This window comes from Streptomyces sp. NPDC048434 (assembly GCF_043200375.1).
In the GTDB taxonomy this organism is placed as follows: Bacteria; Actinomycetota; Actinomycetes; order Streptomycetales; family Streptomycetaceae; genus Streptomyces.
Genome location: NZ_JBICXQ010000013.1, coordinates 163,567 through 187,781, shown reverse-complemented (window position 1 = coordinate 187,781; position 24,215 = coordinate 163,567). Strand labels below are relative to the sequence as shown.

Here is a 24,215-nt window from a genome sequence, read left to right as displayed (position 1 = left end):
TCCCGGCCGGCGGCCCCGTCGTCCGGTCCGGGTCAGCCGGCCGCCGCCTCCACGGCCTGGCGGACATGGCAGTCCGCCAGATGGTCGTTGACCAGGCCGCATGCCTGCATCATCGCGTAGGCGGTGGTCGGGCCGACGAAGCGGAAGCCGCGCTTCTTGAGGTCCTTGGCGAGCGCCGTCGACTCCGGGGTCACCGGCTGCAGATCGCTCAGCGTCCGCGGCACCGGCCGGCCGGCCCGGTCGGGGGCGTAGGACCAGATCAGGTCGTCCAGCTCACCCGCCGCCAGCTCGGCGGCGACCTGGGCGTTGTTGATCGTCGCGGCGATCTTGGCGCGGTTGCGGATGATGCCCGGATCGGCGAGCAGCCGCTCGGCGTCCGCGTCCGTGAACCGCGCCACCTCGGCGATCCCGAAGCCGGCGAACGCGGTGCGGAAGCCGGGGCGGCGCCGCAGGATCGTGATCCAGGAGAGCCCGGACTGGAATGCCTCCAGGCTCATCCGCTCGAAGAGGGCGTCGTCGCCGTGGACCGGCAGGCCCCACTCGGTGTCGTGATAGGCGCGGTAGTCGGCCATCTGCGCCGACTGCATGCCCCACGGGCAGCGCGGGATGCCGTCCGGTTCCGTCACCACGCCGCTCATGCCTGATCCCCGCCTTCCGGGGTGGTGCCGGGTGCTCCGGGGGTCTCGGGGGACTCCCGGTCGCCCGGCCCGCGCTCGGGCGTTACGTCCTTCACCGGCCCGAGAACGGGCGGGCCGTCCTGTATCAGCCCCGGGCCGCCCATGGCGGACGCATGCGCACCGGCCAGCGCCGCCTCCAGCTCGGCGATCCGGGCGTCGCGCTCGGCCAGCTCGGCGCCCAGGCGGTCCAGTACGTCGTCGACCTCGTTCATCCGGTAGCCACGGACGGTCACCGGGAGACGGACGGCCTCCACATCGACGCGGACCACCGGGCGGTCCTGCGGCAGCGGATCGTACAGCCGGTCCGGCTCGGAATCCCGCAGCCCGCCGCCGTCACCACCGCCGACGACCACGAGGGTGACGGCGGCCACCACCACGACCATCGCGATCAGCAAGAACCAGAACACGACCAACTCCCCGGACTATGTGCCTGCACTGATCGTGCCATGCGGGTGTGACAGTTAGGGTCGCTCCCGGACCATGGAGAGGGAGTCAGGGAATGCTGCGGCTGGGGAATCGCGAGTTCGGGGCGCACGAGCCGGTAATCATGGCGATCGTCAACCGGACGCCGGACTCGTTCTACGACCAGGGCGCCACGTTCCGTGACGAGCCCGCGCTGGCCCGCGTGGAACAGGCGGTGGCCGACGGTGCCGCGATCATCGACATCGGCGGCGTCAAGGCCGGCCCCGGCGAAGAGGTGAGCGCCGAGGAGGAGGCCCGCCGCACGGTCGGGTTCGTGGCCGAGGTCCGCAAGCGCTTCCCCGATGTGGTGATCAGCGTCGACACCTGGCGCCACGAGGTCGGCGAGGCGGTCTGCGAGGCCGGCGCGGATCTGCTCAACGACGCCTGGGGCGGGGTCGATCCGCGGCTCGCGGAGGTCGCGGCGCGCTATGACGTGGGCCTGGTGTGCACGCACGCGGGCGGCGCCGAGCCGCGTACCCGCCCGCACCGGGTGACGTACGACGATGTGGTGGCGGACATTCTGCGGCTGACGCTCGGACTGGCGGAGCGGGCCGTGGAGCTGGGCGTCCGGCGGGACGCGATCATGATCGATCCGGGGCACGACTTCGGGAAGAACACCCGGCACAGCCTGGAGGCGACCCGTCGGCTGGGCGAGATGACCCGGACCGTTCCCCAAGCTCTCGGCTTCGCTCGGGCAGGGGATACCCCCTTGCCGGTGCTGGTCTCGCTGTCCAACAAGGACTTCGTCGGCGAGACGCTCGACAGGCCGGTCAAGGAACGGGTGCTCGGCACCCTCGCGACCACCGCCGTCTCGGCCTGGCTGGGCGCCCGGGTCTACCGGGTCCACGAGGTCGCCGAGACCCGGCAGGTGCTGGACATGGTGGCCTCGATCGCCGGCCACCGGCCCCCGGCGGTCGCCCGCCGGGGACTGGCCTGAGGAATCCGGGCCTCAGATCCCGACCTCCTTGGTCACCAGCGCGATCGCCTCGTCCACGTCGTCGCTGAGGTGGAAGAGCTCCAGATCGTGCATCGACGCCTTGCCCTCGGCGATGAGGGTGTCGCGCAGCCAGTCGACCAGTCCGCTCCAGTAGGCCGTGCCGAACAGCACGATCGGGAAGCGGGTGACCTTACGGGTCTGGACGAGGGTGAGCGCCTCGAAGAGCTCGTCGAGGGTGCCGAGCCCGCCGGGGAGCACCACGAATCCCCGGGCGTACTTCACAAAACACGTCTTGCGGACGAAGAAGTAGCGGAAGTCGACGCCGAGGTTCACATACTCGTTCATGCCCTGCTCGAAGGGCAGCTCGATGCCCAGCCCGACGGAGGTGCCACCGGCCTCGTTGGCGCCCTTGTTGGCGGCCTCCATGGCGCCGGGGCCACCGCCGGTGATCACCGCGAAACCGGCGTCGACCAGGGCCTGGCCGATCCGTACGCCGGCGTCGTACTCCTTGGAGTCACGCGGCGTACGGGCCGAGCCGAAGACGCTGACGGCCGGGCCGAGCTCGGCCAGCGCGCCGAAGCCCTCGACGAACTCCGACTGGATGCGCATCACGCGCCAGGGATCGGTGTGCACCCACTCGGAGGGGCCTTCGGAGTCCAGCAGGCGCTGGTCCGTAGTGCCGGTCCGCACCTGGTCCTGGCGGCGCAGTACGGGACCCAGCCGCTGCTCCTCGGGGACCGGTGCTCCCTCGGGACTGGCCATGTCGTGCTCCCTCCGCTGGCAGATCGTTTGCCGTTTCAGCGTAGATCCGTGGACGTGAAGCCCAGGGGAATTCGGTGGGTATGCGTGCGGTCGGCGGCCGGTCCCCTGGACGGCCACCGGCCATCAGTAGGCCTCAGGCGGTCAGCCAGGCGCGCAGCCGCTCCTCGCAGTGGAGGATGCGGTCGACCTCGACCCGTTCGTCCTTCTTGTGCGCCAGCAGCGAGTAACCGGGGCCGTAGTTGACGGCCGGGACGCCCAGGGCGCTGAAGCGCGAGACATCGGTCCAGCCGAACTTGGGCATCGCACTGCCGCCCACGGACTCCATGAAGGCCTTGGCCGCCGGGTGGGACAGTCCGGGCAGCGCGCCCGGCGAGTGGTCGTCGACGACGAATTCGTCCACCGGGCAGTCCGCGAAGACCTCGCGCACGTGGGCCAGCGCCTCATCGGGGGTGCGGTCCGGCGCATAGCGGAAGTTCACGGTGACCGTGCAGCCGTCCGGGATGACGTTGTTGGCGACGCCGCCCTCGATGCGTACGGCGTTGAGGCCCTCGCGGTATTCGAGGCCGTCGATGACCGGGCGGCGCGGTGCGTAGGCCGCGAGCTTCGCCAGGATCGGGGCGGCGCCGTGGATCGCGTTGGCGCCCATCCAGCTGCGGGCGGAGTGCGCGCGCTCACCGGTGGTGCGCAGCAGGACCCGGAGGGTGCCCTGGCAGCCGCCCTCCACCTGGCCGTCGGAGGGCTCCAGGAGGACGGCGAAGTCGCCGGCGAGCCAGTCGGGGTGCGCGTCGGCGACATGGCCGAGCCCGTTGAGGTGCGCCGCGACCTCTTCCTGGTCGTAGAAGACGAAGGTCAGGTCGCGGTTGGGCGCCGGAACGGTGGCGGCCATCCGCAGCTGTACGGCGACACCGGACTTCATGTCGCAGGTGCCGCAGCCCCACAGGACGCCGTTCTCGTCCAGCCGGGAGGGGACGTTACCGGCGATCGGCACGGTGTCCAGGTGTCCGGCGAGCACCACCCGCTCGTCGCGGCCCAGGTGGGTGCGGGCCACGACGTTGTTGCCGTGGCGGTCGACGGTCAGGTGCGGGAGCGCGCGCAGGGCGTGCTCGACGGCGTCGGCGAGGTCCTTCTCGTTGCCGCTCTCGGAAGGGAAGTCGACGAGCTGCGCGGTGAGCGCGGCGGCATCGAGCGACAGGTCGAGGGCGGGGTGGTCTGTGCGGCGCTCCATGGATCCGACCCTATCGGCAGCACTCCAGTACGGTGGGCCCGTGTCCGCCCAGCCCTCAGCCTCCGTCCGCCGCACCCGCCTGTGGCGTATCGCCGCGGCCGTCTCCGTACTGATCGGGCTGGCCGTCTATCTCGTGGTGCAGTACGTCACCGGTGGCCCGGGGGCGCCGCGCTGCACGGTGCGCGCCGAGGGCGACGCCAAGTCCTACGAGCTCTCCCCCGAGCAGGCCTCGAACGCCGCGACGATCGCGGCCGTGGCGTCCTCGCGCGGGCTGCCGGAGCGGGCGGTGACCATCGCGCTGGCGACCGCGATGCAGGAGTCGGGGCTGCGCAACATCGACTTCGGCGACCGGGATTCGGTCGGGCTCTTCCAGCAGCGGCCGTCGCAGGACTGGGGCACCCTGCAGAAGATCATGGATCCCGTCTACTCGGCCGGGGAGTTCTACCGGCATCTGGCGAACGTGCCCGGCTACTCCCGGCTGCCGCTGACCGTCGCCGCGCAGAAGGTGCAGCACAGCGGCTATCCGCAGGCCTACGCCAAACACGAGGCGAACGCCGCGCAGTTGACCGGGGCGCTCACGGGACGCGACCAGGGCGCGATGACCTGCACCGAGAGTCGCCCGGTGGACAGCAGGGCGGGCGGCGCCGCGAAGGTGCGGGAGAAGCTGCTGCGGGAGTTCGGCTCCCAGGTGCTGCCGCGGACGGGCGGCACCGGCGGCCGCACTGCGGGCGACGGGCACGGCGTGACGATACCGGTGCGGGCGGCCGGTTCGGTGGCCGCGGGCGATACCCAGCGGCGCGGCTGGGAGCTGGCGACGTGGGCGATGGCGCACTCCGCCGAGCTGCACATCGAACAGATCTCTTACGCCGGCCGGACGTGGGCAGCGGCCGATTCGGGGAAGGGCTGGCAGCACAAGCAGGCCGCTTCCGCGGCGGCCTCGCGCGACGTTCGTATCATCACCGAGCAATAGTTTGCCCCGTCCCCCGAAAGGGGCACGTACGGCAATTCCCTCCAGCCGTACGGGAGTTGGCCCGGACGGGTTTGCCCGCTCCGGCAATTCCCTTGCACGCAAAGGGCTGTGACGTTTCCGCAGCCCACCGGGGCGTGCGCATATTGCCCTTCTTTATCCAGGGCCGATTATGTGACGCGTTACCAACTCTTTACCGGAGTTCACCGCAACCTTCGGGGTTCTGACGCGGTAGTCAGTGCGTCCGCCAGGCGGACATGGCACATCTGTCAGAAGTACGAGTCCTTCTCCGTAAAAGGAGCACCATGTCCCTCCCCGTTACGCGTCGGATCGCCCGAGTCGCCCTGCTCGTTGCAGCGGGTGCCGCTCCCGTGGTCGCTGCGGCCGGCTCCGCGAGCGCCGCGGAGCTGCCCGCCAAGACACTCGGCGGGCTGACGGCGCCCCTGGACTCCCAGAACACCAGCGACACCCTCGACCACACCGCGCGCCATGGCGTCGGCCTGGTGAACGAGGCCGGCAGCAAGGCGGCGACCAAGCTCGCCCCGGCGCTCGTCGAGACCGCGGGTCCGGTCGTGAAGAAGGCCATGCCCGTCACCCAGGGCGCCGCCGACAAGGCGGAGGCCGTGGTCCGCCCGATCGCCAAGAAGGGCGTCTCGACCCACTCGCTGCCGCTCGACGTGGCCAACGGCCTGGTCGGGTCGCCCAAGGGCCTGCTCGCGCCGGCTCAGGGCCTGCTCGGTGGTCTGCCGCTCGGCGGCCACTGACCGGCCGTCCGCCCGTACGACGCGCAGGGGCCCGGGGAGTTCACTCTCCCCGGGCCCCTGCGCGTGGTCGGATGCGGCTCACTCCGCCAGCCGGCGTACCGCGGCGGCCACCCGCTCGTCGGTGGCGGTGAAGGCGATCCGTACGAACCGCTCCCCCGCTGCGCCGTAGAACTCGCCGGGGGCGACGAGGATGCCGCGCTTGGCAAGATCGCCGACGGTGTCCCAGCAGGGTTCGTCGCGGGTCGCCCAGAGGTAGAGCGAGGCCTCGCTGTGCTCGATGCGGAAGCCCGCGGACTCGAAGGCGCCACGCAGCGCGGCGCGGCGGCGGGCGTAGCGCTCGCGCTGCTCGGCGACGTGCGCGGTGTCGCCCAGCGCCGCGACGGTGGCGGCCTGCACGGGCGCCGCGATCATCATGCCGCCGTGCTTGCGGATCTGCAGCAGGTCGCCGAGGACCGCGGCGTCGCCGACGAGGAAGGCGGAGCGGTAGCCGGCGAGGTTGGAGCGCTTGGAGAGGGAGTGGACGGCGACGATGCCGTCGTGGGAGCCGCCGCAGATGTCCGGGTGCAGCACGGAGACCGGGTCGGCCTCCCAGCCCAGCTCCAGGTAGCACTCGTCGCTGAAGACCAGCACATCGTGCTCACGCGCCCAGGCGACGGCGCGGCGCAGCTCGTCGGCGCTCAGCACCCGGCCGGTCGGGTTGGACGGCGAGTTCAGCCAGAGCAGCTTCAGGCCGCTGGGGTCCAGCTCCCAGGGCTCGTCGTAGACGACCGGCTCGGCGCCGGCCAGACGGGCGCCGACCTCGTACGTCGGGTAGGCCAGGCGCGGGTAGGCGACCTTGTCCCCGGGGCCCAGACCCAGTTGGGTCGGCAGCCAGGCCACCAGCTCCTTGGAGCCGACGACGGGCAGCACATTGGTGTGCTCCAGGCCCCGGGCTCCGAGGCGGTCGGCCGCCCAGCCGGTGAGCGCGTCCCGCAGTGCGGCCGTCCCCCACACCGTCGGATAGCCGGGGCTGTCGGCCGCGGCGGTCAGCGCCTGCTGGACCAGCGCGGGGACCGGGTCGACCGGGGTGCCGACGGACAGGTCGACGATGCCGTCGGCGTGTGCGGCGGCGGTGGTCTTGTACGGCTCCAGCCGGTCCCAGGGGAAAGCCGGCAGGCGGTCGCGGAGCGACGCGCGGGGGGAGACGGGCTGGGAGGACGATGCTGCGCCCACGGTGCTCTCTTTCTCAGTGGTCCCGGGCGCCGGCGCACAACGCGCCGGTCCCGTACGGCGAGCTGGCCGTACGGGACCGGGCGGCGCCGTGCGACCTCCCCCGGCTCACACCGGGAGGTGCCCCCGACGACAACGACATCGGAGGCGCGAGGGAGCGGGCAGCTCCCCCTTGGTCCTCGCCTCGTTACTGGTTCTGCGGCGGCAGTGCCGCGATGAAGGGGTGGTCGCGCTCGATCAGGCCGAGCTTGCTGGCGCCACCGGGCGAGCCGAGCTCGTCGAAGAACTCCACATTCGCCTTGTAGTAGTCCTTCCACTCCTCCGGGGTGTCGTCCTCGTAGAAGATCGCCTCGACCGGGCAGACCGGCTCACAGGCACCACAGTCGACGCATTCGTCCGGGTGGATGTACAAGGACCGGGAGCCCTCGTAGATGCAGTCGACCGGGCACTCCTCGATGCACGCCTTGTCCTTGACGTCGACACAAGGCTGCGCGATGACGTAGGTCACGCTGTCGTTCCTCCTCGGTAGGGCCGGCGGACCGATTGGCAGTACCGCCGCTGGGCGCGCGGGAGCGCGGCGTCGTCGATGCCCGCCATCTAGTATCTCCGTTCCCGGGCGCGAGACGAACAAGAGGGGCGGTTTGAGCGATGGAATTCCTGGCCGGCGGCCACGCGGAGGTCCGTATCACCCGTGCTGACGTGGGCAAAAGGGTATCCGTCCGGCGCCTGACCGGGGGTGGGGCGGGAGAGCCGACGTTCACGGACGCGGTCGGAGTTCTCACATCCTGGGATGAAGGTGTGCTGAGCATCACACGGCGCAACGGTGAGTGCGTCAGGATCGAGGAGTCGTCGCTGGTGGCGGCCAAGGTCGTACCCGCCCGTCGCTCGGCCGCCACCCCTCACGGAGTTGCGCCCCCCTCCTCGACGGAACCGGTCCGCCGGAGGGGCCCGGCGGCCACCGCCCGTGAGCTCCAGCAGGTCGCGGCCCGCGGCTGGCCCGCTCTTGAGACGGAACGTCTCGGGGAGTGGACGATGCGGGCCTCGGGGGGTTTCACCCGCCGCGCCAACTCCGTACTGCCGCTCGGCGACCCCGGCGTCCCCTTGGACACGGCTCTGGAGCGGATCGGCCAGTGGTATGACGAGCGCGGGCTGCCGGCGGTGATCGTGGTCGCCACCGGGCGGGCGGACACCGATGAGGAGCTGGCCGCGGCACTGGCGGAGCGCGGCTGGGCCGACGAGCGGCACACCCGGGTCCGGATCTCGGCGCTGGCACCGCTCGCCGACGCCGGTGCGGACACTCCCCCTGGCTCCGCCGGGGGTGCCCCCACCCGCGTCGCGTTGTCCCGGGAGCCGGACGCGGACTGGCTGGCGCTGTACAACCGGACCGGCGAGGCCGACCGGAACGACGAGGCCGCACAAAACGCCCGGAAGGTGCTGACCGGCGGGCCCTCGGTGTGGTTCGCGACGGTGCACGACCCGGACGGCGGGACGGCGGCGATCGGACGGCTGGTCGTCGACGGGCGCTGGGCGGGCTTCGCCGCGGTCGAGGTGGCCCCGGCCGCACGGCGTCAGGGGCTGGCCACACTGGTGATGGCGGCGCTCGCCGAGCGGGCCCTGACGGAGGGCGCCTCGGCCGCGTATCTCCAGGTCGAGGCGGACAACACGGGCGCCCTCGCGTTCTACGACCGGCTCGGCTTCACCGACCACCACGGCTACCACTACCGACGTGCCCGGCCGGGCGGCGGCCGGCACTGAACGGGGGTCCCTCTCCTATGCCCCACGAACCCGAGCCGGAGCCGGATGACGCCCGTGCCGCGCGGCGGCAGCAGTTCGCCGAGGCCGCGCGCGCCGAGCGTCCCGATCTGGCACAGCTGTGTCTGCTGATCGGCGCCGAGGCCGATCCCGCGCTGGACGAGGCAGATCTCGACGCGGCCCAGATCGAGCTGGACCGGCTGGCCGGGCTGCTCCCGTTCCCGCACGACCGTCGCCCGACCGCCGACCCGGCCGGAAGCCCTGCGCGCCGCCCCTCCGACAGCGGCCCCGGCGCCTGGGCCCGCAATCTGGCCGAGCTGCTCGGCGCCCGGTGCGGCTTCGGCGGCTCACCCGCCGACTACCGGCGGCTGGAGTCCTCGCTGCTGCACGAGGTGCTGCGGCGGCGCCGGGGCCTGCCGATCCTGCTGTCGGTGGTGTGGATGGAGGTGGCGCGGCGGGCCGGCGCACCGGTCTACGGGGTGGCCCTGCCGGGTCACTTCGTCATCGGCTTCGGCGATCCGGCCGGCGCGCATGCGCTGGTCGATCCGTTCGCGGGCGGGCGGCTGCTCAGCGACGAGGACGCGGGGCTGCTGGTCGCGGGCGCGACCGGTGAGCCGCTGAGCGAGCGGATGATGACGCCCGCCGATCCGCTGGAGATCGTGCTGCGGGTGCTCAACAACATCCGGGCCTGGGCACAGGCACGCCCGGAGCACAGCGCGGTGCAGTTGTGGGCGCTGGAGCTGTCGCTGCTGCTGCCCAGCCATCCGGCGCGGCTGCGCCATGAGCGCGCCCAACTGCTCGTCCAGCGCGGCGAGTTCCTGGCCGGAGCGGCCGAGCTGGAGGAGTACGCCCGGGTGGTGGAGGCCGTCGAGCCGGCCGGGGCGACCGCGATACGGCGTCAGGCCGCCGCGGCGCGCGCCATGCTCAACTGATCGGCGGCGGGGCTGCGGCGGACGACCAGCGCGGTCGCATCGTCCTTGAGCCCGCCGTCGGTGAAGCGTTCCAGGTCGGCGCGGAGGGTACGGGCCAGTTCGGCGGGCTCCAGGTCGGTCCACCCGGCCAGCCGTTCGGCCAGTGGGTAGAACTCGCCGTCCTTGCTGCGTGCCTCGGTCACCCCGTCCGTGCACAGCACGAGCCAGTCGTCGGGCTCGGGGTGGACCCGGACGCTGTGACGGGGCTCGCCGCTGAGCGTGCCCAGGCCGAGGGGCAGCCCGCCCTCGCCCTCCCGGCGCTCGTACACCGTGCCGCCGCGCACCACGTAGTACGGGATATGGCCGCAGGACAGCACCCGGCCCTCTGCCAGGCCGACCGGGCCGCGCACCTCCATCAGCAGCGCGGTCACGAAGCGCTCGTCGGTGCCCTGCTCGACCGAGCGGGTGTTGTAGCGGGTCAGCGCCTGTTCCATACGCTCGGCCACCGACTCCAGCGAGTCCAGATGCTGTGCGGCCTCCCGGAACGACGCCAGCACCTCCAGGCCGGCCCCGATCGCCGGCATGCCCTTGCCCTGCACGTCGCCGATCATCAGCCGCAGCCCGTGCGGGGTCTCGATGGCCTCGTAGATGTCGCCGCCGACCCGGGCCCCCTCCTGGGCGGAGACATAGAAGCCGTACGCCTCGACCGCCCCCGCGCTGAGCGGCAGCTCGCGCAGCATCGCCCGCTGCACCGTGTCGGCCACCAGGCGCGTACGGGCGTGCAGCTGCTCACGCTGGCGACGGGTGCGGCACAGCACCAGGGAGAAGACGGCCACCAGGACCACGCCGAAGATGCTGACGACCCGGCTGGCCGGTGCCCAGTCGGGCACCGTGAAGATGTCGACATAGGTCAGACAGACGACGAAGACGGCTGCCACCAGGAGCGTCACCCGCAACGAGCAGCGCAGCGCGGCGTACAGCGGGGCAATGCCCAGGAAGGCCGAGATGTGCAGCTCCGGGCCGGTCGTCGCGTCCACGACGGCGACGACGAGGATCGCCACGATCAGCAGCGCGGGAGCGAGGCGGTTGCTCTCCGCGGGTGGGTCGGCCGGCATAACACTTCCAGCGTGCGGGACACCGCCCGGCACCGCACAGGGGCCAAGGCCCCTGGTTGCGGCGGGGTCGGCGGTCCGGGCCCCGGGGCCCTACAGCCAGCCCTTGTCGCGAGCCGTCCGGACCGCCTCGGCGCGGTTGCGGGCGCCGGTCTTCTGGATGGCGATGGAGAGGTAGTTGCGGACCGTGCCCTGGGACAGATGCAGGGCGTCGGCGATCTCCGCGTTGGTGGAGCCGTCGGCGGCCGTCCGCAGCACCTCCCGCTCGCGCTCGGTCAGCGGGCTGGCGCCATCGGCGAGCGCGGCCGCCGCCAGCACCGGGTCGATGACCCGCTCGCCGCGCAGTACGCGCCGTACCGCATCCGCGAGCCGGGCCGCGGGGGCGTCCTTGACCAGAAAGGCATCGGCGCCGCACTCCATCGCGCGGCGCAGATAGCCGGGCCGGCCGAAGGTGGTGAGGATGACGACCTTCACGCCGGGCAGCTCGTCCCGCAGCGCGGCCGCGGCGTCCAGTCCGCTGATGCCGGGCATCTCGATGTCCAGGAGCGCGACGTCCACGGCGTGGGCCCGCGCCGCCGGGAGCACCTCGTCCCCGCGCGCCGCCTGCGCCACGACCTCCAGATCCGCCTCCAGCGACAGCAGCGCGGCCAGCGCCTCCCGGACCATCGACTGGTCCTCGGCCAGCAGCACTCTGATCATGCGGGTCAGCTTAAGCCGTACGGGGTGGGTGGGGGTGGGGCCGGTGGGCGCTCTTTGGTCCGCCGGGCCGGCGGTCCGCGGGTCCGTCGGGTCGTTCGCCCGTCGGCCCATTCGCCCGTCGGGCCGCCAGTCCGGCGGCCCACCCGTCGGCCGTCCGCCCGTCGGCCGTCCGCCCGTCGGCCGTGCGCCCGTCGGGCCGCTCACCCGGTGGCCGGCCCGCCCGTCGGCCCGTCGACTGGCCCGTCTCTCCGCCCGTCGGGCCAGTCCGCCCGACTGCCCCCTACCAGGGCAGGGATGCGGGGCGGGCCCCCGCTCCCGCGACCGGGCAGCGCCCTACGCCGGGTCGTTGACCGGCTCGGGGGGTATCTCCGGGGCGGGGATCGCGGCGGTCTTCGGGGCTGCGCCCAGGGGGACGTAGGCGCGCAGGGCGAAGCCGCGGCCGCGTGGGGCGGGGCCGGTTTCCAGGCGGCCGTCGGCCAGGGCGAGGCGTTCGCGCAGACCGCTGAGGCCGTTGCCGTCGTGCTGGGCGCGGGGCGGGCCGTTGCCGTCGTCGAGCACCGTCAGGCACAGCGAGCGGCGCTCGTCGGCCGCCCACTCCTCGGTGAGCAGCAGCTCGCAGTGGCGGGCACCGCTGTGCCGTATGACGTTGGTGAGGGCCTCCCGCAGCGCCCAGGCCAGCGCGCTCTCCTCCTCCGCCGCGAGCCCGCGGTACTCGCCCTCCAGGGCAGGGTCGGCGGTGACTCGGACTCCCGCCGTGCGCAGCGCGGCCTGTCCCCCGGCCAGTTCGACGGCGAGCCGGGGTCTGCGGTAGCCGGTGACCGCCTCCCGCACATCGACCAGCGCCTGCCTGCTGACCTGCTCGATGTCGGCGATCTGCTGGGCGGCGTCGGACGGCCGGTCGGGCAGCATCCGGCCGGCCAGCTCGCTCTTGAGCGTGATCAGCGAGAGGGAGTGGCCGAGGAGGTCGTGCAGATCGCGGGCGAGCCGCAGCCGCTCGTCGTTGGCGGCAAGGCGGGCGACCTCCTGGCGGGCGGCGCGCAGCTCATGGGTCGTACGGATCAGATGCTGCACCCCGACCATCATGAAGCCGCTGCCCAGCGCGGGCAGACCGTAGGCGAAGAGGTAGTAGCCGCGGATCTCCGGATAGCGCGCCCCGACGGCGAGCAGCACCGCGGTCACCAGCGGGATGGCCCAGCGGGTCTTCCGCCAGGGCAGCACCACGGCGCAGGCCACGCTGGTGAAGATGAACAGCACCAGCCACGAGAAGTCCAGCGTCCACGAGAGCACGGTGGACAACGCCAGCATCAGGGCGAGCGCGCCGTACATCCACCGGCCGGCGGTCTTCCGGAACAAATGGCGGAAGACCACCACGAAGTAGGAGAGAACGAAGAGCGCGAGCCCCAGGCCACCCCAGATCCGCTCGGCGGTGGAGGCGCCGGCCCGCAGCAGCTGGCCCACCGGCCCGGCCAGATACAGCAGCCAGACGGCGATCCACATCGTCTTGCCGAACGCCTGGCGGCGGTTGCGGGGCGGCTGCCCGATCATGATCGGGTGGGTGTCCTCGGGCTCGCTCGTCATCTCCGATTCCTCACGCCTTCCGGGTGTCCTTTCGGTAGAGCCAGGCCGCACCGCCGGCGAAGACCAGCAGATATCCGGCCAGGATGGCGATGTCCTTCACATGCGGTGCCCCGCCGGCCTCGACGGCGGTGCCGAGCGCGGTGTACGCATGCGTCGGCAGCCACTCGGCGATGTTCTGCACCCACTGCGGCAGGATCGTCAGCGGCATCCACAGACCGCCGAGGAACGCCAGTCCGAAGTAGAACAGCATAGAGATCGGACGGACCGCGTCGCCGGTGGCCAGATAGCCGATGGCGACGCCCAGGGCGGCGAAGACAAAGCTGCCGAGCCAGGTGCCGGCCGCGATGGAGATCCACTGCCAGGCCTCCAGCCGTACGCCCTTGACCACCGCGGCGACGATCATGACCAGCAGGATCGACGGCAGGCTGACGGTCGCGGCGGCGGCGATCTTGGCGGCGACATAACCGCGTCCGGGCAGGGCCGTCAGCCTCAGCTGCCGCACCCAGCCCTTCTCCCGCTCCTTGGCGATGCGCTCGCTGTTGCCCAGCAGCACGGTGGTCATGGCACCGAATGCCGCCATGGACACCATGAAATAGAGCCCCATGTCCAGCTTCATACCGGGGATCGGCTTGCTGTCCGCGCCGCCGGCGATGATCAGGTACAGCACCGGCGGATAGATCACCGAGAAGAACATGAACTTCTTGTTGCGCAGTGCGCGGATGATCTCCAGCTTGATCAGAGTGGTCATCGGGCCGCCTCCTCGGCGGTGGCGGAGGTCGCGTCGGAAGCGGTGGTCAGGGCGATGAAGGCCTGTTCCAGGCCGAGGCCGGAGACTTCGAGATTGTGCGGGTAGAGGCCGAGGGCGTAGACGGCGTGGACGGTGGCATCGGCGTCGTGGGACTGGATGCGGACCGTGCGCCCGGAGACCTCCAGTGAGGTCAGGGACGGCAGGCCGTGCAGCGCCTCGCGGTCGACCGGCTCGTCCAGCTCGAAGGTGACCCGGCGGGCGCCGGCCCTGGCCTTGATCTCGGCTGCGGTGCCGTCGGCCAGCACCCGGCCGCGGTGCAGCACGATCACCCGGTCGGCGATCTCGTCGGCCTCTTCGAGGTAGTGCGTCGCGAAGAGGACCGTACGGCCCTGCTGGGCCTGCCGGCGCATCGCGCCCCAGAAGGTCTGCCGGGAGGAGACGTCCATGCCGGTGGTCGGCTCGTCCAGCACGATCAGATCGCCCGCGCCGGCCGTGGCGAGGGCGAAGCGCACCCGCTGCTCCTGGCCGCCGGAGAGCTTGTCGACCATGCGGTCGGCGAGGTCGGTGATACCGGCGGTGGCCAGGATCTGGTCGAGCGGATAGCCGCGCGGATGCAGATCGCGGGCGAGCTTGACCAGTTCCTTGACCTTGACGCCCTCCATCAGGCCGCCGCTCTGCAGCATCGCGCCGACCTTGCCCTGCTCGATGGCGCGCTGCGGGGTCGTGCCGAACAGGGTCACGCTGCCGGAGTCGGCGGTACGCAGGCCGAGAAGCAGGTCGAGGGTCGAGGACTTGCCCGCGCCGTTCGGGCCGAGGAGGGCGACGGTCTCCCCCGGGGCCAGCTCCAGATTCAGGTCGGCCACCGCGCGCACCGCGCCGTAACTCTTGTTGACCTGCCGGAAGCTGACCACGGGTGCCCGGTCCGCCCCCTGCGCGGTGGTGGCTTTGGTGGTCGCTGTGGTCGTCATGCCCCTCAGCTTCGGGGATCCGCACCGCGCGCGGCAGTGTCGGCCGTAAGCACTGTGCCATGACATCTGTCATGGGTGAGGCCCCCTAGGGGTCTTCTCCGGGGGGGCCGAGAAAACGCCCTGCGGGGGCCTCTTACCTGCGGTTTCGCGTCGGGCGGCGGTCAGTTGCCGTTCGTGGCGATCGTCTGGACCCGCTCGGCCGGGGCGGTGCCGAGCAGCGCCTTGCCGACCGCGCTCGCCACCTCCTCGACGCTGACCGGGTGCTTGGAGCCGTCGCCCTTGGTCACCGTGACGCCGTTGAAGGTGTCGCCGTAGAGCTCCTTGAGGGCCGGCCGGTCGTAGTACGGCACCAGACCACCGTCGACGATCTTGAACGACAGGAACTTCGGGATGGACTTCTGCGGGCTGAAGGAGACCGTGTGCGCCGCATCCGTACGGACCGTCACCAGGCCGGACATCGCGGGTTTGGCGAACTGCTTCAGCGCCTTGTCCACCGCGGCCTTGCCGACCTGCGGCTGCTGTGTGCTCGCGGCCAGCACCACCGGTGCGTCGGTGCCGGTCGTGGCGCGGCTGCGGTAGGCGTCGGTGACCTTCTTCTTGGACGCGTTCACATCGATCGCCTTGTGGGGCACGCCGTAGTGCGGCACCGCCTTGCCGTTCTCGAACGTGATCCCGCCGTCCTTGGCGGCGCCTGCGGGCCCCGCGGCGTTCTCCAGCGCGATCTGCAGCTTCTCGTCGTCGACGACCACCTCCGGCTCTGCCGAACGGGTCCCCCCGAACAGCGAGCCGATGACGGAGACCGGGTTGTAGTCCCGGCCGGCCGCCTTGCGGACCGTCGCCACCGGGTCGATGTCCAGACCGGCCTTGTCGGGCTCAAGCGTCGCGGCCTTGCCGTCGACGGTGAGCTTGAGCGGTGTGGCGCGACGGCCCTTGAGCGCCGCCTCCAGCTTCTTGACGGCGTCTTCCTTGGTGGTGCCGCCGATGTCCACGCCCAGTGCGGTGGTGCCGTTGGGCACATCGGCATGGTCGAGCAGCAGACCGGCGCCGTAGGCGACACCGGCCAGGACCACGACGGCCACGCCCAGGAGAACGAGCTTGTTGCGGCCCTTCTTGGGCGGGTTGATCGGCTCGGGGATCTTGGGCCGCGGCTTCGGGGCGGCCCGTTCGCCGTTCTCGGCCGGGGCTGCCGGGAACGGCGACGGCGACGACGGCCCGTCGGCCCCGGGGATCTTCGGGATGCCGCTGACCAGCGTGTCGCCGGACACCCGGCCGCGGCCCTTCGAGCCGTCGGGCGGTCCGCCCGTGACACCACCGGCGGCACCGAGGCCACTGCCCGGCCCGGTGAGGGGCGCCGGCGGCTGCGGGGTGAGCTCCGCGGTGTCGTCGCTGATCTGGGGCGTGCCGCCGACGCCGGGGTCGCTGAAGCCGGGCGGGAGGTTGAGCGCGGAATTGCCGCGCGCCGGCCCGGTCGTCGGGCCGCTCGGGCCGCCCGCCGGGGCGTCGAACGGAGTGTGGTCACGGGTGGGCCCGGCGGAGGCGTCGAACGGCGAAGCACCTCCGGCGGCCGCACCGTCGAACGGCGAAGGGCCGCCTCGCGGACCACCGTCGAACGGCGAGCCGCCGCCCTGCGGGGCACCGCCGCCCTGCCGGGCACCGCCGTCGAACGGCGACGGGCCGTCCTGCGGGGCCGGGTTGTCGGAGAAGTACGGCAGGTCGGGGCGCTGCGGCGGCTTGGCGCCGGACGGAGCGCGCGGCGGCGTGGCACCACCCGGAGCGGGCGGCGGCGTCGCACCACCCGGGGCGGGCGGCATCGCATGGGACCCGGTGGAGGACTGCCCGCCGGGTCCGGCCTGCGGCTTGCGCGGCGCGAACCAGTCGCTGGGCTTCTCGGCCTGGCCGCCCGCGGGGGACTCGTCCCCCGGAGCGTCGGGCCTGGGGGTGTTCGCCGTACGCTCCGCGTTCCGCTCGCTGCCGCGGGCAGGGCGGGGCGTACCTCGGGAACCGGCGGAACCGCCGGAACCAGCCGATGCGTTCATGCCGGACTCCTCACCGACGGTCTTGCGCACGACGACCGGCGGGATGGGGCGCGACCCCGGAATATTGATCTTGATCCGCGTCGTCAGCGTGGTCTCGGTTTTGGGCTCCTCCGGCCGCGCCGTGGCACCGGGCTCCGGCGCCTCGTCGGCATCTCCCCTGGGCGAGCCGTACGGCGGCGTCCCTGAGGGGTACGCGGCTCCGCCACGGCCCTGAGGGCCGGAGGACGAACTGTCAGATTCACGACTCAAAGCAGGTTCTCCCGGTTGGCTCCGCCGCTCGTCAGAGATGATCCCCGGCCACAGGCCGGGGGGTGCCCCCAGGGCGGCGCGACGGCGCGCACCACCATACTGTCCGCCGCGGGCGGGCACCCGGGGAGCGTACGAACACCGCCGCCACGAGCGAACCCCCGGTACCCGGTCCGTTCACCCCGACCTGCGCGGCATCCGTCCCGGTATGGACCACGTCATCCGCCAACTCGGCCGTACCGGACGCCCGTAGCACGCATCTGAGCGGCGGTGGCGCAGATCACAGCGACCAGGATGCCGCCCAGCAGGAAGATGTACGAACCGAGCCCCGCACCGAAGAGAAAGTCACCTTCCGGCCGGACATTGCTGAGCAGCAGGAACACCGTCACCAGCCAGGCCGCGCCGGGCACCAGCACGCCCGCCGAGGTGCCGGTCGCCCGGACGCCCCCGTAGAAGAGGCCGCCGACACCGGCCAGCGCCAGCACCAACCCGCCGGGGAACCAGGCCGCTTGCACCAGGGTTCCGGCGAACGCGACCAGCACGCCCGCGACCAGAAGCAGCACATATATGCCCACCCGTCCCAGTGTCAGCGGTGCGGACAGCGCGGCGCCGGCCGACGGCGTCACGGGACCGCCGGACCTGCCGCCCGAGCCCGCCCTCGACCGCTGCCCCTTGCCGGCGGCCGCCGGGCCGTTTCCCTCCGCGGCGCTTCCGCCGCTCTTCGCCGCACTCATTCCGCCGCCTCCTCGATCCGGGCACTCTCCTCCATACCCAACATTTCGCCCACACCCGCGAAAAGATCGTCCTCGCGTGCACCGTCCGCGGCGCCAGGGACACCGTGCACCAGCCGATAGTGCTCCGTGCCGAACAGCGGCTGACCCAAGTCGTTGGAGAGCGCGAAGAACGGCCCGTCGACCGCGATCTGGGTGTAGTGCGCCCGCATCGCCGCGGTCTTCGCGGCCCTGTGCGCAGGATCGCCGGTGAGGGACGCCGCGACCTCGGAGTCCGGCACCACCCCCGGCACCTCGTCGACGGTGGCGATTCCGGGGAAGCGGTGACCGGCCGCGCGCAGCCGCTCGAAGCCCTCCTCGACCACGGACCGGGGGTTGCAGTTCCAGTAAATCTTCCCGATCGCGTACGCGCTGCCCAGCTCGGGCCGGAACTCCGCCTGCGCGGCCAGCTCGGCGCCGCGCATGGCCACCCGGTGGGCCTGGATGTGATCGGGGTGGCCGTATCCGCCATTCGGGTCATAAGTGACCAGAACCTGCGGCCTGATCTCGCGGATCACGGCCACCAGATCGGCGGCCGCCTCGTCGAGCGGGGCCTGCCAGAAGGCGTCCGGCCGCTCGTTCTGCGCAGCGCCCATCATCCCGGAGTCCCGGTAGCGGCCCGGTCCGCCGAGGAAGCGGTGGTCCGTGACGCCCAGGGCCTCCATCGCGGCGGCCAGCTCGCCGGCGCGGTACGGGCCGAGGGTGTCGTCGCGGTCCGGCGCGAGATGGGCGAGCTCGGGCGGGATGACCTCGCCCTCCTCGCCGCGTGTGCAGGTCACGAGGGTGACCTGGGCGCCCTCGGCGGCGTACTTGGCCATGGTCACACCGTTGTTGATCGACTCGTCGTCGGGGTGCGCATGCACCAGCAGCAGCCGGCGGGACGGGGCCGGGCGCGAAGCGCCCCCCTCGGCGGGGGCTGGCCGGAAACCGGCGGGCTGATCGCTCATACGGACAGCCTACGAGCCGCCCGGTCCGCCTCCGGCAGACGATCCCGGCTGCCCCCCCCCGTACGCCCGGCCGGAGCACGGGCGCGCGGCGGACGGGACCGGCCGGGGGCGGGTCAGAACTTGATGTTCCCCAGCATGCCGGCGACGTTCGTCGTCAGCTGCTTGATCGTCGGCGCGATGGACGAGCTGGCCAGATAGAAGCCCAGCAGCATGCACACCAAGGCATGCGGGGCCTTCAGTCCGGACTTCTTGACAAGCAAGAAGACGATGATCGCCAGCAGCACCACCGCCGAAATCGAGAGTGCCACGGCGGCTCACCTCCAAGTACTCACGGTCCGAACAGAGTTGATGGTGCCCGAGCCGTCTTCACGGACCCACGCACCGGGTATGCCAAGGGCTCTTTACCCCGTACTCACGGCTCCCAAGGGATCATAACTTTCCGTCCTAGCGCATAAGTCGGAGCACGGAAGCAGAGCGGGGGCGCACACGATCTTCACGAGCGCGACCGCGGTGAGCCCGTCCCCCTTTAGGCTCGCCCCATGACCGGACAGCCTTCGTTCCCGCGGCAGTACGCCCGTACGCAGCGCTTCACTCTCGGCGCACCACGCGGCTACGCCCTCTCCCCCGACGGCACGCGCGTCGCCTTCCTCCGTTCCCACTCGGGTACCGATCGCAGCCAGCGGTTGTGGGTGCTCGATCTGGAAGCGGGCCGGGAGTTCACGGCCGCCGATCCGCAGGCCCTGCTGGCCGGTGTGGAGGAGGACCTTCCGCCGCAGGAGCGGGCCCGCCGCGAGCGCAGCCGGGAGAGCTCGGCGGGCATCGTCGGCTATGCGACGGACGCCGCCGTGGAGTTGGCGGCGTTCACGCTCTCCGGCCGGCTGTTCGTCTCCGAACTACGGGCCGGCACCACCCGTGAACTCCCCGTCCGAGGGCCGGTCGTGGACCCCCGCCCGTCGCCGGACGGCCGTCAGGTGGCCTTTGTGGCGGACGGCGGGCTGCGGGTGGTCACGGTCGACGGCGGCGCGACCGCGGACGAGGGCGGCGGGGGCGCCGCGCCGGCGGACCGGGTGCTGGCGGAGCCCGACGGGCCCGAGGTGACCTGGGGTCTGGCGGAGTTCATCGCGGCCGAGGAGATGGGCCGCTACCGGGGCTTCTGGTGGTCGCCGGCCAGCGACGCGGTGCTGGCGGCGCGGGTCGACGAGGCGCCGGTGCAGCGCTGGTGGATCTCCGACCCCGCCCACCCGGACCAGGAGCCCGCCCGGGTCGCGTATCCGGCGGCGGGCACCCGCAACGCCGCGGTCACGCTGGCGCTGTTCGGCCTGGACGGCTCGCGCACGGACATCAGCTGGGACACCGAGCGCTACCCCTACCTCGCGCGCGTCCACTGGTCGGCGGCCGGGCCGCCGCTGCTGCTCGTCCAGGCCCGCGACCAGCGCGACCAGCGCTATCTGACCGTCGACACCGCGACCGGTAGGACCAGGACGGTGCACGAGGAGGAGGACGAGGCGTGGGTCGAGCCGTTCCCCGGGGCGCCGGCCTGGACGCCGGACGGCCGGCTGGTGCGGATCTCGGACGAGGGCGGCGCGCGCAAACTGTTCGTCGGCGACCGCCCGCTGACCGGGGCGCCGCTGCACGTCCGGGCCGTTCTGGACATCGGTGAGGACGATGTCCTCTTCTCCGCGAGCGGCACCGAGATGCATGACATCGGCGTCTACCGCGCCTGGTTCCGCGGCAGCGGTGACCAGGGTGGCTGGGAGCGGGTGGCCGAGCGCCCGTATCCGACCGTGTCCTCCGCGGTGCGCGGTGGCGCGGTGACCGTGCTGTCGCAGACGTCGCTGGAGCGGCCCGGCACCCAGGTGGAGGTGGTGCGGCTGAATCCCGACGGCGGGGAGAAGACCCTCGCCACCATCGGCTCCTGCGTCGAGGAGCCGGTGCTGACCGCTCGCCCCCGTCTCGTCCGGGCCGGGGAACGCGAGATTCCGTGCGCGGTGCTGCTGCCCACCGGATATACGGAGAGCGAGGGTCCGCTGCCGGTGCTGATGGACCCGTACGGCGGTCCGCACGGCCAGCGGGTGGTCGCCTCGCACCACGCCCATCTGACCTCCCAGTGGTTCGCCGACCAGGGGTTCGCGGTGATCGTCGCGGACGGCCGGGGCACCCCGGGCCGCTCCCCCGCCTGGGAGAAGGCGGTCTCCCGCCGGCTCGCCGAGTACGCGCTGGACGACCAGGTCCATGCCCTCCAGGCGCTGGCCGGATCCTTTCCCCTCGATATGGACCGGGTGGCGATCCGCGGCTGGTCCTTCGGCGGCTATCTCGCGGGGCTCGCGGCGCTGCGCCGCCCCGATGTCTTCCATGCGGCGGTGGTCGGCGCGCCGGTGACCGATCTGCGCCTGTACGACACCCATTACCAGGAGCGGTATCTCGGCCACCCGGACGAGGAGCCGGCGGTCTATGCGGCGAACTCGCTGATCACGGATGAGGGACTGTCCGGGGCGGTGGAGCCGCACCGTCCGATGCTGATCGTGCACGGCCTCGCGGACGACAACGTGGTGGTGGCGCACTCACTGCGGCTGTCCTCGGCACTGCTGGCCGCGGGCCGCCGGCACGAGGTGCTGCCCCTGTCCGGGGTGACGCACATGGCCTCGCAGGAGCAGGTGGCCGAAAACCTACTGCTGCTCCAGGTCGAATTCCTCAAGCGGTCCTTGGGGATGCCGTCCTGAGGCCGTAGCCGTCGCGGGGACCGGGGAGCCGTCTCACCAGCCGGGCGGAAGCCTGGACGGCGGGGGTGGGGCGTGCGGTGGCCGCGCCTCGCCCGGGGCGGAGCCGTACGCCAGCACCCCGTCCGCGTCGTGGGAGGCCTCCGGTACGCCGGGCCGGGCCGCAGCGAGCAGTGCGGCCAGTCCTGCGGCCGCCACGAAGGCCGCGGTGCCCACCTCCAGCCGGGCCTGGACGGGCAGCGCGGTGAGGCGGCCGAGCTCGCCGGTGCGCTGGGCGAAGACGAGCGCCACGGCTCCGTGCACGAGCAGCAGGGCCGCGGCCGTCACCCCCGCGGGCCGGGCCCAGGGCGCGCGGCGCAGCAGGGCGGCCGCGGCCCCCAGGGCCAGCAGCGCGAGCGCCACCGCCTGCCAGTGCACCGGCGGCTGCAGCAGGGCACGGAAGACGGACGCATCCCCGAGCAGCCCCTTGCGGTAGACGTCCCCGCCGAGCCGCACCTGCCAGTGGACCTCCCAGCCGGCCACGGCGAGTCCGGCGGTGCCCAGGAAGACGGCGGCGGCGACGGCCGCCCCCTTGTACGGCCGGCCGGGCCGCTCGGGATCCGCCCGGTAGTGCACCGCGTGGACCACTCCGTACGCCGAGGACGCCACCGCCGGCAGCCCGCGCGCACCGTGACCGGCGTGCCGGCCCGCCCCGGCCCGCCGTCGGCCCGCCACGACCACCACGATCAGCGCGACCGCCAGGGCGAGCTGGGTGAGGGCGGTCAGCCGCGCCCGCTCGGTGAGGCCGCTGTCCAGCCCTTGGAGCCAGCCCGCGCCCAGTATCCACACCAGCGGAACCCGCAGCAGTACGGTGACGGCCGCCAGCGAGAGCAGCGCGCCCGCGGCCACGGACGGGGTGACGGCGCTGCGTACCGCGACGACCGCGACGATGAGCGCCCCGAGTACCAGCAGGGGGTCGAACGCCGAGGTGGCCCAGGCGGTGAACTCCCGCGGCCGGCGTGCCTCGCCGAGCCAGGTCCACCCCACATCCGCGCCGTGCTGGGCGATCGTCAGATCCCGGATGATCCAGCCCGCGGTGAGCAGCGCGAGCAGCAAGCAGACCAGCGCGCCGATGCCGCGTGCGCCGCGGGTGAGAACGCCGTCCCGCGTTGTGGACACGGCCAGCCCCCGTCCGTGTCGATGTACTGGGTGGTCCTGGCACCCCCCAGGTGAGGGGGTGCCTACCGCAGGTCTACTCCAGACCCGGCGCAGGGACAACACAGCCCGCAGCGAGCGGTGGACGAAATGACCGCAAACGACAACCGGCCGGGACGCCACCTGGCGTCCCGGCCGGTCTACGGCACCCGCACGGCCGTACGTTGTTCATCATGGCGCGTCCGTATATCGGTGTTGCGACAGTGAAGTTGCCTTCATGTTAAAGACGTTTGTATCGATATGTCCCCCATGCCGTATATCCCGCCCACCTGTCAAGCACGCCATGGCGTCAACTTGCGTAATGTTCGCTCAAGAAGTAGACGACCTGTTCACGAGCACACCCGATCCCCTTGACTCCGCCATAAATCACTTGCGAAAGTCCGCTCATCCAGCGGTGCATTCGGTGCCGCTTCATGTTCCAAGAGAACTCGGCGCGGGGGCACTTCGCGATGACAAGTCCATCCCAGACCGCGGCTACCACGTCCGACACCCCAGGACCTGGCCCCGACGGTCTGAAGAAGGAAAAGGCAGGCAAGGGCGGTGAGCTCGTCGGCCGTTCCCCCGGCCAATTGATGTGGACGCGTTTCAAACGCGACCGCACCGGCATGCTCTGCGCGATCATCGTGCTCGCCTTCTTCGTCATCGCGGCACTGGCCCCGGTGATCAGCGCCCTGTACGGCAAGGACCCGTACACGCTCTACGGCAGTGACGATCCCAATCTCCTCGATGAGTTCGGATACCCGGCGGGCACCAACGGCGGGATCTCCCCCGAGCACTGGTTCGGCATCGAGCCGCAGCTGGGCCGCGATGTGTTCATGCGGCTGATCTACGGCATGAGAATGTCGCTCGGCATCTCGGTCGCGGTGACCCTCCTGACCGTGGTCACCGGCATCATCATCGGCATCACCGCCGGCTTCATCGGCGGCAGGACCGACTACTTCCTCAGCCGGGTGATCGACTTCCTGCTGGCCTTCCCGAGCCAGCTGACCTTTGTGGCGTTCATGCCGGTCGTGGTGGCGCTCTTCGTGCCGCCGGGCGACGAGACCCCGACCTATGTGCGGGTCTGTGCGCTGATCATCGTGCAGTGGTCCCTGGGCTGGATGGGTCTGGCCCGGCTGCTGCGAGGACAGGTGCTCTCCCTGCGGGAGCGGGAATTCGTCGAAGCCGCGAAGATCACCGGCGCCTCGCCCTGGCGGATCATCCGCAAGGAGCTGCTGCCGAACGTCGTCACTCCCGTGCTGGTGCAGGGCACCTACATGCTCCCCCTCTTCGTGACCGCGGAGGCGGGCCTGTCCTTCCTGGGCGTCGGCATCGTCGAACCGACCCCCGACTGGGGTGCGCTGTTCCAGGCAGGTGCGCGCTTCTACGAGAACGACCCTGCGTTCCTGCTCATCCCCGCCGTGGCCATGGTGATCTTCGTGCTCTGCTTCAACCTGCTCGGAGATTCGGTACGCGACGCCTTCGATCCCAAGTCCGGGCGCTGATCGTCCACTTGAGGGGGCTTGCTGTCACCCCTGCCGGGCCCGCCCGGGAT

General features: G+C 72.0%; 23 protein-coding genes. 7 read left to right on the top strand and 16 right to left on the bottom strand.

Features of this window, described 5'->3' with window-relative positions; genetic code table 11:
* Nucleotides 1–32 precede the first annotated feature (32 nt).
* Nucleotides 33–638, bottom strand: a complete 606-nt coding sequence (locus ACGFWI_RS17795) for a DNA-3-methyladenine glycosylase I (RefSeq protein ID WP_393906881.1) — start codon at nucleotides 636–638, stop codon at nucleotides 33–35.
* A complete protein-coding gene (locus ACGFWI_RS17790; protein ID WP_393906880.1) occupies nucleotides 635–1,084 on the bottom strand; it encodes a DivIVA domain-containing protein in 450 nt (149 codons plus the stop codon). Before ACGFWI_RS17790 ends, ACGFWI_RS17795 begins: the two co-directional genes overlap by 4 nt.
* Before the next feature lie 92 nt (nucleotides 1,085–1,176).
* On the opposite strand from ACGFWI_RS17790, the gene folP reads away from it, so the two are divergent.
* Nucleotides 1,177–2,076, top strand: a complete 900-nt coding sequence (gene folP, locus ACGFWI_RS17785) for a dihydropteroate synthase (protein ID WP_393906879.1) — start codon at nucleotides 1,177–1,179, stop codon at nucleotides 2,074–2,076.
* Between the two features lie 12 nt (nucleotides 2,077–2,088).
* Here the strand turns inward: folP and ACGFWI_RS17780 are convergent, their stop codons facing one another.
* Together ACGFWI_RS17780 and dapE are read right to left on the bottom strand one after the other, a co-directional pair.
* Complete coding sequence (locus tag ACGFWI_RS17780) at nucleotides 2,089–2,838, bottom strand: TIGR00730 family Rossman fold protein (RefSeq protein WP_393906878.1); 750 nt, start codon at nucleotides 2,836–2,838, stop codon at nucleotides 2,089–2,091.
* A 133-nt stretch (nucleotides 2,839–2,971) separates the two neighbouring features.
* On the bottom strand, nucleotides 2,972–4,063 hold the full coding sequence (dapE, locus tag ACGFWI_RS17775; protein WP_393906877.1) for a succinyl-diaminopimelate desuccinylase: 1,092 nt from the start codon (nucleotides 4,061–4,063) through the stop codon (nucleotides 2,972–2,974).
* A gap of 40 nt (nucleotides 4,064–4,103) precedes the next feature.
* Here dapE and ACGFWI_RS17770 point away from each other — a divergent pair, with 40 nt between their 5' ends.
* Together ACGFWI_RS17770 and ACGFWI_RS17765 are read left to right on the top strand one after the other, a co-directional pair.
* A complete protein-coding gene (locus tag ACGFWI_RS17770; protein WP_393906876.1) occupies nucleotides 4,104–5,033 on the top strand; it encodes a heavy metal transporter in 930 nt (309 codons plus the stop codon).
* Nucleotides 5,034–5,335: 302 nt separating this feature from the next.
* Nucleotides 5,336–5,794 carry an ATP-binding protein gene (locus ACGFWI_RS17765; protein ID WP_393906875.1) on the top strand — a complete coding sequence of 153 codons (459 nt, stop codon included), beginning with the start codon at nucleotides 5,336–5,338 and terminating at the stop codon, nucleotides 5,792–5,794.
* Nucleotides 5,795–5,872: 78 nt separating this feature from the next.
* Here the strand turns inward: ACGFWI_RS17765 and dapC are convergent, their stop codons facing one another.
* Nucleotides 5,873–7,006: a succinyldiaminopimelate transaminase gene (dapC, locus tag ACGFWI_RS17760; protein ID WP_393906874.1), complete on the bottom strand. Its 1,134-nt coding sequence runs from the start codon at nucleotides 7,004–7,006 to the stop codon at nucleotides 5,873–5,875.
* Between the two features lie 184 nt (nucleotides 7,007–7,190).
* Nucleotides 7,191–7,511, bottom strand: coding sequence for a ferredoxin (gene fdxA, locus ACGFWI_RS17755; protein ID WP_018089397.1), 321 nt, complete (start codon nucleotides 7,509–7,511; stop codon nucleotides 7,191–7,193).
* A 140-nt stretch (nucleotides 7,512–7,651) separates the two neighbouring features.
* On the opposite strand from fdxA, the gene ACGFWI_RS17750 reads away from it, so the two are divergent.
* Both ACGFWI_RS17750 and ACGFWI_RS17745 read left to right on the top strand, forming a co-directional pair.
* Entirely contained in the window at nucleotides 7,652–8,758 is a 1,107-nt protein-coding gene (locus ACGFWI_RS17750) for a GNAT family N-acetyltransferase (RefSeq protein ID WP_393906873.1), read from the top strand.
* Between the two features lie 17 nt (nucleotides 8,759–8,775).
* Nucleotides 8,776–9,687, top strand: coding sequence for a tetratricopeptide repeat protein (locus tag ACGFWI_RS17745; RefSeq protein ID WP_393906872.1), 912 nt, complete (start codon nucleotides 8,776–8,778; stop codon nucleotides 9,685–9,687).
* On the opposite strand, the gene ACGFWI_RS17740 is transcribed toward ACGFWI_RS17745, so the two are convergent.
* The 9 genes from ACGFWI_RS17740 to ACGFWI_RS17700 all read right to left on the bottom strand — a co-directional run bounded on the left by ACGFWI_RS17740 (nucleotide 9,654) and on the right by ACGFWI_RS17700 (nucleotide 19,078).
* Nucleotides 9,654–10,781 carry a PP2C family protein-serine/threonine phosphatase gene (locus ACGFWI_RS17740; protein ID WP_393906871.1) on the bottom strand — a complete coding sequence of 376 codons (1,128 nt, stop codon included), beginning with the start codon at nucleotides 10,779–10,781 and terminating at the stop codon, nucleotides 9,654–9,656. The genes ACGFWI_RS17745 and ACGFWI_RS17740 overlap by 34 nt on opposite strands.
* A gap of 90 nt (nucleotides 10,782–10,871) precedes the next feature.
* Nucleotides 10,872–11,477, bottom strand: a complete 606-nt coding sequence (locus ACGFWI_RS17735) for a response regulator (protein ID WP_393906870.1) — start codon at nucleotides 11,475–11,477, stop codon at nucleotides 10,872–10,874.
* Nucleotides 11,478–11,810: 333 nt separating this feature from the next.
* On the bottom strand, nucleotides 11,811–13,055 hold the full coding sequence (locus tag ACGFWI_RS17730; RefSeq protein WP_393906869.1) for a sensor histidine kinase: 1,245 nt from the start codon (nucleotides 13,053–13,055) through the stop codon (nucleotides 11,811–11,813).
* Nucleotides 13,056–13,065: 10 nt separating this feature from the next.
* Nucleotides 13,066–13,803, bottom strand: a complete 738-nt coding sequence (locus tag ACGFWI_RS17725) for an ABC transporter permease (RefSeq protein WP_393906868.1) — start codon at nucleotides 13,801–13,803, stop codon at nucleotides 13,066–13,068.
* The gene (locus ACGFWI_RS17720; RefSeq protein ID WP_393906867.1) at nucleotides 13,800–14,771 is read right to left on the bottom strand and encodes an ABC transporter ATP-binding protein; all 972 of its coding nucleotides are present in this window, start codon (nucleotides 14,769–14,771) and stop codon (nucleotides 13,800–13,802) included. Before ACGFWI_RS17720 ends, ACGFWI_RS17725 begins: the two co-directional genes overlap by 4 nt.
* A 161-nt stretch (nucleotides 14,772–14,932) precedes the next feature.
* Nucleotides 14,933–17,056: a hypothetical protein gene (locus ACGFWI_RS17715; RefSeq protein WP_393906866.1), complete on the bottom strand. Its 2,124-nt coding sequence runs from the start codon at nucleotides 17,054–17,056 to the stop codon at nucleotides 14,933–14,935.
* 215 nt (nucleotides 17,057–17,271) lie between these two features.
* Nucleotides 17,272–17,787 (bottom strand): DUF6113 family protein, encoded by a 516-nt coding sequence (locus ACGFWI_RS17710; protein WP_393906865.1) that lies wholly within the window; start codon nucleotides 17,785–17,787, stop codon nucleotides 17,272–17,274.
* A complete protein-coding gene (gene mshB, locus ACGFWI_RS17705; protein ID WP_393906864.1) occupies nucleotides 17,784–18,770 on the bottom strand; it encodes an N-acetyl-1-D-myo-inositol-2-amino-2-deoxy-alpha-D-glucopyranoside deacetylase in 987 nt (328 codons plus the stop codon). The genes ACGFWI_RS17710 and mshB overlap by 4 nt, the downstream gene beginning before the upstream one ends.
* Nucleotides 18,771–18,883: 113 nt before the next feature.
* Complete coding sequence (locus ACGFWI_RS17700; RefSeq protein ID WP_006603310.1) at nucleotides 18,884–19,078, bottom strand: hypothetical protein; 195 nt, start codon at nucleotides 19,076–19,078, stop codon at nucleotides 18,884–18,886.
* A 231-nt stretch (nucleotides 19,079–19,309) separates the two neighbouring features.
* Here ACGFWI_RS17700 and ACGFWI_RS17695 point away from each other — a divergent pair, with 231 nt between their 5' ends.
* Complete coding sequence (locus tag ACGFWI_RS17695; protein WP_393906863.1) at nucleotides 19,310–21,490, top strand: prolyl oligopeptidase family serine peptidase; 2,181 nt, start codon at nucleotides 19,310–19,312, stop codon at nucleotides 21,488–21,490.
* Between the two features lie 33 nt (nucleotides 21,491–21,523).
* Here ACGFWI_RS17695 and ACGFWI_RS17690 read toward each other — a convergent pair whose 3' ends face one another.
* Nucleotides 21,524–22,645 (bottom strand): hypothetical protein, encoded by a 1,122-nt coding sequence (locus tag ACGFWI_RS17690; RefSeq protein ID WP_393906862.1) that lies wholly within the window; start codon nucleotides 22,643–22,645, stop codon nucleotides 21,524–21,526.
* A gap of 485 nt (nucleotides 22,646–23,130) precedes the next feature.
* Between ACGFWI_RS17690 and ACGFWI_RS17685 the strand changes: the two genes are divergently transcribed.
* On the top strand, nucleotides 23,131–24,165 hold the full coding sequence (locus ACGFWI_RS17685; RefSeq protein WP_393906861.1) for an ABC transporter permease: 1,035 nt from the start codon (nucleotides 23,131–23,133) through the stop codon (nucleotides 24,163–24,165).
* The last annotated feature ends 50 nt before the right edge of the window (nucleotides 24,166–24,215 follow it).